At 36.8% G+C, this 13,846-nt stretch carries 13 protein-coding genes; 11 read left to right on the top strand and 2 right to left on the bottom strand.

All coding sequences use genetic code 11. The features are described 5' to 3' along the window. Positions 1–14: 14 nt before the first annotated feature. Positions 15–233, bottom strand: coding sequence for a twin-arginine translocase TatA/TatE family subunit (locus HX062_RS04285; RefSeq protein WP_182628377.1), 219 nt, complete (start codon positions 231–233; stop codon positions 15–17). Positions 234–426: 193 nt separating this feature from the next. Between HX062_RS04285 and HX062_RS04280 the strand changes: the two genes are divergently transcribed. From HX062_RS04280 to HX062_RS04230, 11 genes are all read left to right on the top strand, one after another. Beyond that, on the top strand, positions 427–1,302 hold the full coding sequence (locus tag HX062_RS04280; RefSeq protein WP_286466530.1) for a murein hydrolase activator EnvC family protein: 876 nt from the start codon (positions 427–429) through the stop codon (positions 1,300–1,302). 7 nt (positions 1,303–1,309) lie between these two features. Further along, positions 1,310–2,797, top strand: coding sequence for a GH3 auxin-responsive promoter family protein (locus tag HX062_RS04275; RefSeq protein ID WP_286466529.1), 1,488 nt, complete (start codon positions 1,310–1,312; stop codon positions 2,795–2,797). 25 nt (positions 2,798–2,822) lie between these two features. Further along, the gene (locus tag HX062_RS04270) at positions 2,823–4,502 is read left to right on the top strand and encodes a DUF6909 family protein (RefSeq protein WP_182628374.1); all 1,680 of its coding nucleotides are present in this window, start codon (positions 2,823–2,825) and stop codon (positions 4,500–4,502) included. Positions 4,503–4,619: 117 nt separating this feature from the next. Next, a complete protein-coding gene (locus tag HX062_RS04265; protein ID WP_286466528.1) occupies positions 4,620–5,552 on the top strand; it encodes an AtpZ/AtpI family protein in 933 nt (310 codons plus the stop codon). A 1-nt stretch (position 5,553) separates the two neighbouring features. Then, positions 5,554–6,102: a dTDP-4-dehydrorhamnose 3,5-epimerase gene (gene rfbC, locus HX062_RS04260; protein WP_286466527.1), complete on the top strand. Its 549-nt coding sequence runs from the start codon at positions 5,554–5,556 to the stop codon at positions 6,100–6,102. After that, entirely contained in the window at positions 6,099–6,869 is a 771-nt protein-coding gene (gene rfbD, locus HX062_RS04255; RefSeq protein WP_286466525.1) for a dTDP-4-dehydrorhamnose reductase, read from the top strand. Before rfbC ends, rfbD begins: the two co-directional genes overlap by 4 nt. Positions 6,870–6,882: 13 nt before the next feature. Beyond that, positions 6,883–8,151, top strand: a complete 1,269-nt coding sequence (locus tag HX062_RS04250; RefSeq protein WP_286466524.1) for a flippase — start codon at positions 6,883–6,885, stop codon at positions 8,149–8,151. After that, on the top strand, positions 8,148–9,203 hold the full coding sequence (locus HX062_RS04245) for a glycosyltransferase family 2 protein (protein ID WP_286466523.1): 1,056 nt from the start codon (positions 8,148–8,150) through the stop codon (positions 9,201–9,203). The genes HX062_RS04250 and HX062_RS04245 overlap by 4 nt, the downstream gene beginning before the upstream one ends. Positions 9,204–9,210: 7 nt before the next feature. After that, positions 9,211–10,620 (top strand): O-antigen ligase family protein, encoded by a 1,410-nt coding sequence (locus HX062_RS04240; RefSeq protein ID WP_286466522.1) that lies wholly within the window; start codon positions 9,211–9,213, stop codon positions 10,618–10,620. Further along, complete coding sequence (locus HX062_RS04235) at positions 10,580–11,389, top strand: glycosyltransferase family 2 protein (protein WP_182628367.1); 810 nt, start codon at positions 10,580–10,582, stop codon at positions 11,387–11,389. The genes HX062_RS04240 and HX062_RS04235 overlap by 41 nt, the downstream gene beginning before the upstream one ends. A gap of 55 nt (positions 11,390–11,444) precedes the next feature. Beyond that, on the top strand, positions 11,445–12,662 hold the full coding sequence (locus tag HX062_RS04230; protein ID WP_286466521.1) for an O-antigen ligase family protein: 1,218 nt from the start codon (positions 11,445–11,447) through the stop codon (positions 12,660–12,662). 4 nt (positions 12,663–12,666) lie between these two features. Here the strand turns inward: HX062_RS04230 and HX062_RS04225 are convergent, their stop codons facing one another. Next, positions 12,667–13,740, bottom strand: coding sequence for a glycosyltransferase (locus HX062_RS04225; protein ID WP_286466519.1), 1,074 nt, complete (start codon positions 13,738–13,740; stop codon positions 12,667–12,669). Positions 13,741–13,846: the final 106 nt, after the last annotated feature.

Raw genomic sequence — 13,846 nt, 5'->3', positions numbered from 1 at the left:
GAGATTCTACTGAATTATTCTGTTTTTGAAGTGTCTTCTTTTGTCGCTTCTTTCTTAGATGTCTGTTGAGCATTTTCATCTTTAGTAGCATCCTTGAATTCCTTGATTCCAGTTCCCAATCCTTTCATCAATTCAGGAATTTTCTTACCACCAAATAACAATAAAATTAAGGCAACAATAATTATAATTTGCCATGGTCCAACCATTCCTAAAAAAATATGTAATGCGTTCATATTATTTTGTTTGAAGATTTTAATAAAAGCAAATATAGGAAGAAAAACTGATTCCCTTTATTGGAAGATTCTATTATTTAACTTTTTGATCTGTAATATTAACATTATGACCAATTTAATATGTGAATAAAAGCAAAAAAGAGAAGAAGTCAATTTTTTTAATGTTTATATTTGTGTGGAAAACGAATAGCTTATGTCGAAGAAAGGACTTCAATGGAGAAAGTGGAAGAAAAGACTTCTTGATAAATATAGAGTAGTAGTAGTGAACGATCGAACGTTTGAAGACATCAGTTCGTTTAAGCTAAATGTGTTAAATGTCGTTGGTGCTACAACGACTATTGTCTTTCTGTTGTTGGTTTCCAATGTTATTTTGTTGATTGTTACGCCCTTAAAAGAGTATATTCCGGGGTATTCTTCGTCAGAATTAAAGCAAAAGTCGGTGGATTTGGCCTTGCGCGTTGATTCTTTGGAAACAGTGATTAAAAAAAATGAGCAATATGTGGCGGCAGTGAAGCGCGTTTTGTTGGGTGATGTTCAAATCACCGCAGCTAGTGTGGATTCCTTGATGAAAACTGAAACACCGCTCAATATAATCGAACACACTGAACCCAGTGAAAAAGACTTAGCGCTTCGAGAATACGTAAGAGGGGAAGATAAATACAATTTATTTACCAATGCGGAAGCAAGAGTAAATATGGTGCTTTTCTCACCAATTGAGGGCACGATTATGCGAAAGTACGATCCCAAATCATCGCATTTCGGTATTGATTTTGCAGCGGCAAAAAACGCTTTAGTAAAATCAGTTGCCAAGGGTACTGTTATTTTTGTCGATTGGACAATCAACGACGGTTATACGGTTATTGTTTTGCATGAAGAAGGATTGAGTTCTGTGTACAAACACTTGTCTTCTTTGACTAAGAGCAAGTATGAAACGGTGCAAGCAGGGGATGTCTTAGGACTTTACAATCAAGAAGAAACAACGGGAAAAGTCAGTCAATCCTATATGCACTTTGAATTGTGGAAAGATAATTACCCTTTAGATGCTCAATTATTTATTGATTTAGAATAAACACAATATGTCTATAAAATCTTTTGGAGCGAAGTTGTTCGCATCCATCATCCATAAAAAAACGCAAAAATGGCTTAAAAACCCAGTGGAAACCCAAGCCAAGGTTTTGGCTGATTTGGTTGCACAAGCGAAGCATACTGCCTTTGGGAAGGATCATCATTTTGAGCTAATACGAGATGCAGTGACCTTTGCACAGCAAGTTCCTGTTCGCGATTACGAAGGGTTGAAACCCTATGTTGATCGCGTGGTCAACGGGGAAGAGGATGTGCTTTGGAAAGGTAAACCTTTGTATTTTGCCAAAACTTCGGGCACAACCTCAGGGGCCAAGTATATTCCTTTGACCAAAGAGTCGATGCCCTACCATATTGAAGCGGCACGCAATGCAATTTTGGCTTATATACACGAAACGGGCATTGCTGATTTCGTAGATGGCAAGATGATTTTCTTGCAAGGAAGCCCGGTGCTCGAACAAGTAAACGGCATAAATCTAGGACGATTGTCAGGAATTGTGGCGCATTATGTGCCTGCCTACCTTCAAAAAAATCGATTGCCGAGTTGGGAAACCAATTGCATCGAAGATTGGGAAACTAAGGTAGACGCCATTGTTGAAGAAACTGTACGCGAAAATATGACCGTGATATCGGGAATCCCTAGCTGGATTCAAATGTATTTTGAACGATTAAAAAGCAGAGAAGGAAAAAATGTAGGGGATATTTTTAAGAACTTTAATTTGTTTATCTATGGGGGAGTTAACTTTGAACCGTACCGCGCAAAATTTGAACAATTAATTGGAAGGAGAGTTCCTTCAATTGAACTATTTCCCGCTTCGGAGGGATTTTTTGCTTACCAAGATTCTCAAAAAGAGAAAGGATTGTTGCTTCTGTTGAATGCGGGTATTTTTTATGAATTCATCAAAGTAGAAGATTTTTATTCTGCTCAACCTAAGCGATATACAATAGGGGAAGTGGAATTAGGTGTCAATTATGTACTCTTAATTTCAACGAACGCAGGATTGTGGAGCTATAATATTGGGGATACGGTGCAGTTTGTCAATTTGAAACCACATCGCATAGTTGTTTCTGGGCGCATTAAGCATTTTATTTCTGCCTTTGGCGAACATGTGATAGGCAAGGAAGTGGAAACAGCCTTACAAGAGGCGATGGAGGGTACAGGAGTACAGGTTAATGAATTTACTGTGGCACCTCAGATCACACCTGTTGAGGGGTTGCCGTATCACGAATGGTTTATTGAGTTTGGACAAGCACCTGACAATATGGAGGAGTTTGCCTTGCGCATCGATGCTGCCCTGCGCAAGCAAAATGTATATTATGACGATTTAATCGTCGGAAAAGTATTGCGTACCCTAGTGATTCGATCGGTAGAGCAAGAGGGATTCCAGGCGTATATGAAAAGCATTGGAAAACTAGGCGGACAAAATAAATTGCCGCGATTGAGCAATGATCGAAGCATTGCAGATCAATTAAAAATAGACTAGAATTAAAGAGAGAAAAATGAGGACTATGAGAGAGATTAAAAATATTTCAAGAACAAGAGCTCAGGTATCATCCGCAGCTATTGAGCGCATTTACATTACTATGCGCCATTTGTTTAACAGAGGATTCTATAAACCTATGGGGGTATCTGGAGATACGCTCAGAGAAGCGTTGTTAGAATTGAGACCAGAAATATATGGTACAATTGCAGAAGAAAAGGCAGAATTAGATGGATTACTTTATGTGATCGAGCGATTGCCTATTGGCATCGAAGAGTGTAGATACATCAATTTGACTTCAGATGAAGGGTATGCCTTTTCTCATTTTCAAGCCATCGTACCACCAAAAAGAAGAAGAAATTGCTACCGCATCGACCAAGAGCAAATGAATATTGAAATTACGCGTGGACGTTCAGATATTTACGACGTTTTAACGCATTTGACCTTTATTTTCATTGAGTCACACAAGATTAAAGATCGTGTATTAATCGCCGAAGATGGACGTGTGACGCGTGATTGGAAGAAGATAGAACTGGCAGCCAAGCAAACTGAAGCACTGGAATTGGAGGAAAAAGAGGTAACGATCTCCCATTTGGCCAATGTGTTAGGCCGTTCGTTTGCTGAGGTGCTAACGGTATACGAAAAATTCGCTATTCCAGAAAACCCAGATCGATTTTTGGATGTGATCTACTGGTTAGGTAAACTTGCTATCGAAGAGGAAGTGGAAAACGACAAGCGTACTATTACGTTTAGCCCGTTGTTGCGCGAGCGATTGGGACACCATATTTACGGTGAAATCTGGTCGGATCGCATCAAGAATGTATTAGTTGAAAAAGGCCTACAAGAACGCCCGATTCACATTATTAGCGCCAATATGCACAGTGTGATGAATTCTATTTTCGCCCCTTTTGTCATGCAAGGTGAACTAGAGGTATCTGATGAAGTAGAAATATATGAAGAGTTGAGTAAGCCCGAAAATAAAGCTTTGCGCAACTTAGTGAGAGAACGAGCGGAAAAAGAGGGAATGATCTTCCTATCAGATGACTCGGGTACCAATATAGACGTGCAGATTTTCGATACGGCACAGATCGACTTCAAAAACACCAACTTTGCCAAGGCGAATTTTGAAGGAGAATCTCCCGTAATTATCGTGATGGACTACGCGTTCGGTGAGCAAGCATATGAGACAATTGATGAATTGCTCAAACCGTATAAAAAACACATACAATTGAACGTGGAATCCGTATCTATTATGGGAAAAGCGGGTATCTTAGAAGGAGGAAAAGGCGATATTATGATTCCTTTTGCCCATATAAATGAAGGAACTGGAGATAACTATCCGTTTGACAATGAATTGACGGTGGAAATGTTTGAAAACCACGGCATTCCCGTGGTAGGGGGTACCATGGTTACTGTATTGGGAACTTCACTTCAAAATAAAGATTTGTTGAAGTTTTTCCACGATTCGACTTGGGGGGTAATCGGACTTGAAATGGAAGGAGCCCATTATCAAAAAGCCATTCAATCGGCTTCAAAAATTCGCAAAAGCATCAATCCCAATGTCAAAGTGAGATATGCGTATTACGCTTCGGATAATCCACTAGAGACAGGAAGTACCTTAGCTTCTGGTGGATTGGGCACAACAGGGGTGAAGCCAACGTATTTAATTACAATCAAAATATTAGAGCAAATTTTTAAAATTAAATAATTATAAGCGTACAGATTAAACACGCTATGATTCTAGCGTGTTTTTTAATTGGAACTATTTTTGTGTCTAGAATGGTTCAATTGATACGCGTGTAATAATATAGATCAAGATAATAGGATGAAAAATAAGGATGAATACGATAGCGAAGTTGGCCTTGTTGATTTAAAGGGTTTTGTCGAACACAGCATTTTTAAAGTAATACAGTATTTAAAAAAGAATAGTATCTACCTCGCATTAATTGTCATAGTAGGTGGTGGTATTGGCTATTATTTGGACAAAAAACAAGGAACAGAAGAGCAAGTGAACTCATCTGTTATGGAAAAGGGAGATCGGCTAATAAAAAGACAGACAGCTATATCACTTAATTACAATTCAATTGAATTAGTAGAGGAGTGGATGGCTTTATATCTTCGTGATGAAAAGTGGAAAAAAGCGGGATTGGTTAATTTAGAGCTGATTAGTTTTAAGCCAACTATACCTTCCAATACCAAAGGAGAGTCTGTGTCGGAAATTGCTTATTCTAATGCTACGTCTAAAGATGACCAAGGAAAAATAAGACAGGAGCTGTTTTTTACTGATTTTCAATACTATAAATTTGTTGTTCTTGCTAAAGAAGGGTTTGATTTTCGATTGTTTTGGAAAGATTTAACCCAACGCATAGAAAAAATGGATCATTTTTCTAAATTGCAAACCTTGCATCAAGCTTTTTTAACGGACCGTAAAGCAGAAATTAGTCAAGATCTCAATAGACTCAATAAATTGGTTGAAAAAGAGGGTATTGCAGCAACGGATTTAATTGAAGTTATCCAAGCTAAGAGAGTACTGGAGCAGGAATTAATAACCATAAAAACAGTGCAAATGCAAACGTCTTCTGTGCTATATGAAGCATATGAAATAAACGAAGCAGAGCAGTTAATCGACAATATGCGTTATGATCCCGATGCAGTACCGCGCAAGAAAATTCAATTGCCTATTGTTGGATTAGTCTTGTTTTTCTTGGGACAATGGCTGGTAAGAATCAACAGAAAGTACACTAAAAATAACGAATAAGATGGAGGTAAGAACAACGAAATTACCTGGCTGTCTCATTGTAAAGCCTCCAGTTTTTACAGACAGTAGAGGATATTTTTTTGAAAGCTTTAATCAAGAGTTATTTGAGAAAAAAAGCGGTTTGCAAATTAACTTTGTTCAAGACAATCAATCTTTTTCAACAAAGGGAACGTTGCGTGGTTTACACTTTCAACGGGGAATTCATCAGCAAGCCAAATTAGTCCGCGTTATTCAAGGTGAGATTCTCGATGTCGTGGTTGATATACGAGAAAATTCACCTACGTTTGGACAGCATTTTTCGATGATACTAAATGACAAAGAACAAGAGCAACTATTTATTCCCAGGGGGTTTGCTCACGGTTTTTTGGTACTTAGTGAAACGGCAATCTTTGCTTATAAATGTGATAATTACTATAATAAACAAGCTGAAAGCGGTATATTGTATAATGATCCCATATTGAATATTACTTGGTCAAATGTCAATCAAGAATACCTTATTTCAGATAAAGATCTCTTGTTGCCATCCTTTCTTGAAATACTACCACTATGATAAAGGTTCTTGTAACTGGAGCAACAGGTCAGATGGGGCAAGCGCTTCAATCTATATCCCATCAGTATGAGGATGTAGATTTTGTTTTCTTATCAAGTAAAGAATTGAATATTACAAAAAAAGAAAGTTGTCTCGCTGTATTTGAGCATTATAAACCAGCGTATTGCATTAATTTAGCGGCTTACACTAATGTAGATCGAGCGGAAGATGAAGAAACTTTAGCTTTTTTGGTGAATGCGGAAGGATGTAAGAATTTAGCGGAAACCTGTTTACAACACAATGTAATATTGGTCCATGTCTCTTCAGATTTTGTTTTTGATGGTGAGAAAGATACCCCCTATACAATTGCTGATACTCCGCGTCCAATTAATGTCTATGGCGCTTCTAAATTAAAAGGAGAACAATATATTCAAGCATTAGTAGTTAACTATTATATCGTCCGCACTTCATGGGTGTATTCCGAATTTGGCCATAATTTCAAGAAAACGATGTTGAATTTGGCTCAAACCCAAACGGAACTTAGTGTTGTCGATGATCAAATAGGATGTCCCACTCATGCAACAGATGTTGTGCGCTTTCTACTGGGTCTCATCCGCAAAAAAGAAAAGTTCGGTCTGTATCATTATCAAGGCAAACAATGTGGTTCATGGTATGATTTTGCAGTTGCTATTTTTGAAGAAGAAGGAATTAAAATTAAGGTAAACCGAATTAAGTCAGAAGATTATTTAACTAAGGCTAAAAGACCAAAATACAGCGTGTTAGGATAAGCGAATTTTTATTATGGAAAGGATTAAATCGTTTTTTAAAGAACAGAATTTTAGAGTATTAGTCGGTAATTTTTTATCCTTAGCCGTATTACAGGTTTTAAATATACTATTGCCATTTTTAACGATTCCATACTTACTTCGCGTAGTAGGAGTTGAAAAATTTGGATTGATCAGTTTTGCTTTAGCCTTTGTCACCTTTTTCCAGATTGCTGTGGAATACGGTTTTAATACGATTTCAACAAGAGATGTCTCTATTGCCTCTAAGGATTCCAAAGCAGTACAGCAAATCTTTAATCAGGTGTTGACGACTAAACTGTTTTTACTGGGGATCAGTACCTCTGTTTTTGTATGCGTTGTTGTTTTGATTCCCAAGTTTAAAGCTGATTTATTCGTTTATTTATTTACCTACATCATGGTAATCGGGCAAGCATTGTTTCCCGTATGGCTCTTTCAAGGTTTGCAGCAAATGAAGTATATCACCTATCTCAATGTGATATTTAAAACGGTGTGTACGCTATTAATATTTCTAGTAGTCAAGCAAGAAAGTGATTATTTTTATGCACCACTATTAACTTCATTGGGCTTTTTATTTAGTGGTTTGGCTTCTCTCTGGGTGGCTAAATCTAGGTTTAATATTCGTTTTTCTCTTTGTACATTCAAGCAAGTTAAAGAACAACTAAGTAAAGCGAAGTACTTATTTTTATCCGAATTTCAGATTGCTTTGATTGCTAATGCCAATGTTTTGATTGTCGGATTCTTATTAAATGATACCGCAGTAGGCTATTATGCCACTGCAGAAAAGGTAATTCGAGCGATTTCAAACCTACAAGCACCACTGATCAATGCATTTTATCCCTATGTGTCTAAATTAATGTTGGAGAATAAAAATAAAGCGATTCAACAGATCAAAAAACTCGCGCGTTATGGTTCAATCGTAGATTTGGTAGCTTTGCTCCTACTCTTTGTTCTGTCCCCCTTGATTTTTAGCCTGTTGTTTGGCACCGAAACTGAGGAAAGCGTACTCGTTTTTCGCATTATGATTGTCTTTCCACTCTTATCGTTTTTAGATCAACTGTTTGGAAAACTTATCTTGTTGACCAACAACAAGGAATCCCTTTTTTTTAAAGTCTTTTTTTATACCTCCATCGCAAGTGTAGTTTTATGTGTAGGTTTGACGCATAAGTTTGGATTTATAGGTACAGCAATTGCAAGCACCATCGCACAATCATTGTTGGCATTTGGTATGTGGTTTTATGCTAAACCTTTTTTAAGAACATCATGATGACACCCAAAATTAGTATCATAGTACCCGTATACAATGGAGCAGCGTATATTGAACGAACGCTAGAATCCATCTTAAAGCAAAGTTTAACAGCTATCGAAGTCATTGTTGTAGATGATGGATCTACGGATCATACATTGTCCATACTTGCTGCGATTAAAAATCCAAAGCTGCGCGTACTATCCAAACAAAATGGAGGAGTAAGTTCGGCTCGGAATGCGGGCATGAAAGCTGCAAAGGGGATGTATATCGGCTTTGTCGATGCAGATGATGTGGTGAAAGACAATTTATTTGAACAATTGTATCAGGCATCTGCTGATATGGATGTTGTAGTAAGTCGACTACTAATTGAAAAAGACGGTACCTTTGTACAGAAAGATTCTTTTTTGGAATCAAATCGAATATACAGTCAAGAAGCGTTTAGACAAGAAGTATTAGCGCGTTATTTAACGATTGAGAATTTAGATTTGCTCTCTGTTGTCAATAAGATCTACCGCAGTAGTTTTTTACGAGATAATGCTATTTTATTCGATGAAACTCTTGCACTAGAAGAAGATGGAATGTTCAACCTCAAGGTGTATACCAATATGCAAGCACTGATTCAAATTGATTGTGCGGGATACTATTATTTGGCAAATGAAACAAGCGTAACCAGGGATTTTATAGGCCATAATTCCCTTGATAAACTCAAACAAAAATTCAATCTAGACTATAAAGAGATCGCTGATCTAGACTTTAGTGAGGAACAACTACTTTCCTTTAAGTCATCCAGATTGATTTACAGCATTTGTTTCTTACTTTTCAGCTTGTCAAAGGCAAAGAGTAGTTGGACTGAAAAAAAAGCGTTTATAGCACGTGTAATGGAAGATTCTTTGGTTTCATTTGCAGTAAGGCATTTAGATGATTATTATGTCCAAAACCGCTCTAAATTTGAGCAAATCATAGCCTGGTGTATTCTAAAAAACAAGGTAATGATAGTAAAAGGCATAATATGTCTCTTGGCTATAGCCCATCGATTGAAACTCCTTCAACTTATAAAAAAAATAAATTAACTCTCCCATGGATCTGCGAAAAGTATATATTGTATTGTTCTTCTTTGGTTTGTTTTTTCTGCCATTTAATAGTATTGAAGGGTATAAAATACTCAGTATATTTAAGAAAGAGGCAAGCGCCTATTTCTGGATTCCTACTCTACTTCTTATCGGATTTAGTTTTTTGTTCGCCAAAAAGAAAATCGTATTACCCACTTTGACGAGATCCTACCAGCTCTTTTTTGTATTCCTGGCTTTCAGTTTTTTGACCTTAGTGTTTAATCTCGAGGAAATTATGCAACAGTTCTACAAACAGAAGTCAGGGCTTTATATGTTTGCTTTCAATTTTTTTACTTTAGTATTTGCAGGGGTAGGGATTGTAACGCTGGTATTTAATGTCTTTAAAGGCATGACCACCACGCGTATTTTTGTAATAACGAGAAAAGTTATATTCTGGTCTTTTCTTTTTGTTTTTGGCTACGGAATTCTTCAGATGTTTATCTTGAGGTTTCAAATGATTGGTTTAGAGCAGCTATATTATAGCTTGGATTATTTACCTTTTGTAAACGGGCATTTGTTTTATAATTCAGTGCGGTTGAACTCCGTTTCCTATGAAGTTCCCGCATTGGGCACCTATCTTATTTTTGTACATGGGTGGATGTTTAGTTACATCTTGACCCATCAAAGTAAATGGCGTTTTGTTCCTTTTGCAATGGTGCTCTTTTTAGTGTACTTCAGTGGAGCTCGATCCGCATTAATTTCTATTGTGCCACAGCTTATCGTTATTCTTTTACTTTTTAAACCTTCTCGAATAGTCGTAAAGAAAAATGTTGTTTTTGCTGTGCAGTTGGCAGGCGTATTACTCTTGCTGTTGGTAGCATTAAAAGGAAATACGTTATTGGATCGCTTTAAGCAGACCAGCGTAGAACAATTGGTAGGCACTAGTATTTCCAACAAGAGTAGAATAGGAATGCAAGTAGCATCGTTAAAAGTCTTTTTGGATTCACCTATTTACGGTGTAGGATTAGGGCAAGAAACCTATAGTAAGATCAAATACTACCCAACATGGGCGGTGAAAGACAATTTCGAATTCAGTTCGATGTATTTGAATGAACAAGACCGCATGTACCCGCCAGCCTTTAATATTTATACAAAGTTATTGGCAGAAACAGGGATTATTGGCTTCTTTTTGTTTGTTTGTTTCCTTTGGTGGTGTATCAAAGAAAACTATACAATAATAATTCGTTCTTCAGGAACCAATCGTATTTTTGCTCAAACGCTATTGATAACGTTAGTGGGGCTAATTGTAAATTGGGGACAAAATGACGACTATATGTTGTACAGTTTCTGGATTAGTTATGCCTTTGTATTAATATTGATGTCTAATAAAATTCAAAATGAAAGAGATGAAAATTTCGGTCGTAGTGCCTTGTTATAATTGTAGTACTACAATTGAAACTTGCATCGCAAGTGTTTTTAATCAAAGCTACCTACCCTACGAGATTATTTTAGTTGACGATGGCTCAAAGGATTCTACCTTGGATAAACTGCAGGAAATCAAGCAAAAATACGCTTTGAAAGCTGTAGAAATTACTGTAGTTACTCAAGAAAATCAAGGACCTTCCACAGCTAGAAACAGCGGGTTATTACTAGCTAAAGGCAACTGGATAGCCTTTCTGGATTCAGATGATGTATGGCATACAGACAAGTTGCAAAAACAAGTAGAGGTAGTATTTGCTTATCCTGATGCAGTTGTTGTAGGGGGAGAAAAGGGCGTGTTTAAATCAAACCTTACTTTAGCAAACATCGGAGTTATTGATTTTAAAAAACTCTGTTTTAAGAATTATTTCTTAACCTCTTCTTCTATGGTAAAAACAGAAGCAGTAGAGGGAATTTTATTTAATGTACATCAAAAACACTCAGAAGACTATCGATTTTTCTTTGAACTATTGGGTCGTGGTGGTTACGGTGTCTGTATTTTTGAAAACTTATCTTGCAGTATCACGATGAAAAGAGATTTTGGCGAGGCTGGATTATCTGGAGATATCTATAAAATGCAAAAAGGAGAATTGTCAAACTTTAAGTATCTGTATGCGAATAATTACTTAAATTGGTTTGAATATGCATTTTTTTATCTTTTCTCAAACATAAAGTTCTTGCGAAGATTTACTCTATCTATGGGGTATAGATTCAGGAATAAACGTTAGTTTAGCAAGGCTAATTAACCAGAAAGAAGAAAGTAATCAGTTAGTAGACGCAGGTATGAAAGAACAAGCTATTACCATCATTAAAAACGCATTGCTAGCGATTTATGTTAGTTTTTTGGTGTTTGATTTTAAGATCATCAATATAGTCGTGCTGGCTATACTTCTTTTTTTTCTTGTCAATTTTAAAGACAATAAAACACAAGGCTATCTAAATTGGAAAGCCAATTGTCATATTTATGGAACGTTAATAGCCTTGATAGGCTTTCAGTTTATACACGGGCTTTTTTTTGATGACTTAAGTGAAAAACGCTTTGGATTGCTAGGTCTTTTGCTGGCTTCTTCAATTATTTTATTGTGGTTGAAAAACCTTCGGATCATCCTCTACCTGTATGTTAGTTGCTTGTTTTTATTGGTTTTAGCAGGAAGTTATAATTTGATAGACTACTATCTCACTACAGATTATTTTACGATTAAAAGCGGGGGTCATGTTGATGCGTTGTTAGTTGTAGCCCGACCTTATCTTGGATTTATGCTGAGTGTTGGTATTTTTATTAGTCTTTATTTATCGCGTATTCACATACAATACAAAATCTATTTTGCTTTGTTGGCTGTGTTTTTTTTCGCTTACCTTGTATTTATTGGAAATCGTATCCAAATCGTATCCCTATCCTTGGCCACTCTCTTGTATGTCGTCTTTTATATGAAGGCCAATTGGAAGAAAAAAATAATGGGTTTGCTGGCTTTTAGTACAGCTATTTACCTTTTATTGACTATAACACCCACCCTAAAAGAGCGTTTCGTATTGCAGTCACTAACATCATGGGAGAATGTTGTTGCTAAATTGGAACAAAAAGAACCACGAGTATTGATCTGGAAATGTGCCTATTCTTTTACGCAAGAAGAGTCATTCAGCCCATGGTATGGATTGGGGAAAGTACAAACATTAGATGATCAGTTGGCCGCTTGTTATGAAAGTCAAACAATAGGAAATCCTATGCGCGACTACTTTTTAGAAGCACTTTTCAATACGCATAATCAATTTATGGAGTATTATGTATTAACTGGAATTGTTGGTGTTGGACTTCTTTTTCTTCTATTTGGATTTGTTATCGCCAAGGTGAGACGTTATTTTATTCCCATGGCTTTGACTTTCGCTTTGTTTAACTTTTGTATGGTTGAAAACCTTTTTAACAGGCAACTAGGGGTTTATCTGTTTGGATTCGTTCTTACACTCATCTTAATGATTGATCAACAAGAGCGCAAAAAAGAATGACAGATTACACTTGATATAGCTCAAGCAAAGTACTGAAGTTTTTGTCCTTGTCAAATTTGACTTTACAATCAGCATAAGCTTGTTCGCCTAGTATTTTTCGAAATGAGGGATCTTTTACTTGTTGGATCACCTCAATCAGATCAGTTGCTTTGGTAAATAAAAAGCCATTGAGATTGGGCGTTACAATATCATTATTGCCGATGACATCGGTGGCGATAATGGGTTTTCGAAAAGCCATGGCCTCGAGTACCGCTATGGGCAGTCCCTCCCAGAGCGAAGTCTGTAAATACAGATCCAACTGATTGAGGTAGGGGAAGACCTCGGTATTATTGGTAAACCAACCCGATATAGTAATATTTGGAGCCGTTAGCTGATCGCGAAGTTCACCATCACCAATCCACAAGAAGTGATGCTGTGGAAATAATAGGGCGATTTCATTAAAGAGCGCAGGGTTTTTTTGATAGGAGATCCTGCCTATCGTTCCAATGGTCAATTGATTTGAAGAATTGTCTTTGGCTGTATAATGTTGGTTTAAATGCGTTAGGTCAATTCCATTGCGTACCAAAAGCGACTTGCCAATTCGCTGTGCTATTTTGTATTCCGTATCTCCACACGCAATGGTTGTCCCACCAAAAAGAAATTGCGTTGCTTTTTCTATCCCGTAAAACAGCTTTCTCTTAGCAGATGAAATATCCTGACGCAAAAAAGAATAACCATGGGGAGTATAGAACACTTTTCGCTTGTAATTTGGCATAATACTTGCCCATCTGCCAATGACTCCTGCTTTAGAGGAATGTAGATGGATGACATCAGGTCTTAGCTGCTTTATCGTTTTTCTTAAAGCAAACGTAGAGCGAAGATCTTGTAGGGGTTTTAGTTCCCGTTCCATTTCAATGGGAATTAAACGGATGGATGGAGGGAAATCTTGGTCGATCTGCTCCTGGGTAATTTCCTTTCTTTTATTGCTATAGACAATATAGGTTTCAATTTGAGTATGTTGGCTAAAAAACAAAGCCAAATCTTTAAAATAGGAATACACCCCGCCACCAAAAGATTCTACAATATGGATAATTCGCATTAGCAATCTAAATTTATAAAGACAAATTTAGTTTATTTATTTAAGATTTGTAAAATCGATAAGGAACAATTCTCTAGATAAAGAAAGTTCCTTAACTTTGTTTGGA

This window comes from Myroides sp. DF42-4-2 (genome assembly GCF_030326445.1).
GTDB lineage: Bacteria > Bacteroidota > Bacteroidia > Flavobacteriales > Flavobacteriaceae > Flavobacterium.
This window is presented reverse-complemented; position numbering and strand designations above follow the sequence as displayed.

What these genes read in the sequence shown, in the direction of transcription:
- HX062_RS04245 (WP_286466523.1), top strand. Translation starts at nt 8,148, where the DNA reads ATGATGACACCCAAAATTAGTATCATAGTACCCGTATACAATGGAGCA.
- HX062_RS04275 (WP_286466529.1), top strand. Translation starts at nt 1,310, where the DNA reads ATGTCTATAAAATCTTTTGGAGCGAAGTTGTTCGCATCCATCATCCAT.
- rfbC (WP_286466527.1), top strand. Translation starts at nt 5,554, where the DNA reads ATGGAGGTAAGAACAACGAAATTACCTGGCTGTCTCATTGTAAAGCCT.
- HX062_RS04225 (WP_286466519.1), bottom strand. Translation starts at nt 13,740, where the DNA reads ATGCGAATTATCCATATTGTAGAATCTTTTGGTGGCGGGGTGTATTCC.
- HX062_RS04280 (WP_286466530.1), top strand. Translation starts at nt 427, where the DNA reads ATGTCGAAGAAAGGACTTCAATGGAGAAAGTGGAAGAAAAGACTTCTT.
- HX062_RS04230 (WP_286466521.1), top strand. Translation starts at nt 11,445, where the DNA reads ATGAAAGAACAAGCTATTACCATCATTAAAAACGCATTGCTAGCGATT.
- HX062_RS04265 (WP_286466528.1), top strand. Translation starts at nt 4,620, where the DNA reads ATGAAAAATAAGGATGAATACGATAGCGAAGTTGGCCTTGTTGATTTA.
- rfbD (WP_286466525.1), top strand. Translation starts at nt 6,099, where the DNA reads ATGATAAAGGTTCTTGTAACTGGAGCAACAGGTCAGATGGGGCAAGCG.
- HX062_RS04235 (WP_182628367.1), top strand. Translation starts at nt 10,580, where the DNA reads ATGAAAGAGATGAAAATTTCGGTCGTAGTGCCTTGTTATAATTGTAGT.
- HX062_RS04270 (WP_182628374.1), top strand. Translation starts at nt 2,823, where the DNA reads ATGAGAGAGATTAAAAATATTTCAAGAACAAGAGCTCAGGTATCATCC.
- HX062_RS04240 (WP_286466522.1), top strand. Translation starts at nt 9,211, where the DNA reads ATGGATCTGCGAAAAGTATATATTGTATTGTTCTTCTTTGGTTTGTTT.
- HX062_RS04285 (WP_182628377.1), bottom strand. Translation starts at nt 233, where the DNA reads ATGAACGCATTACATATTTTTTTAGGAATGGTTGGACCATGGCAAATT.
- HX062_RS04250 (WP_286466524.1), top strand. Translation starts at nt 6,883, where the DNA reads ATGGAAAGGATTAAATCGTTTTTTAAAGAACAGAATTTTAGAGTATTA.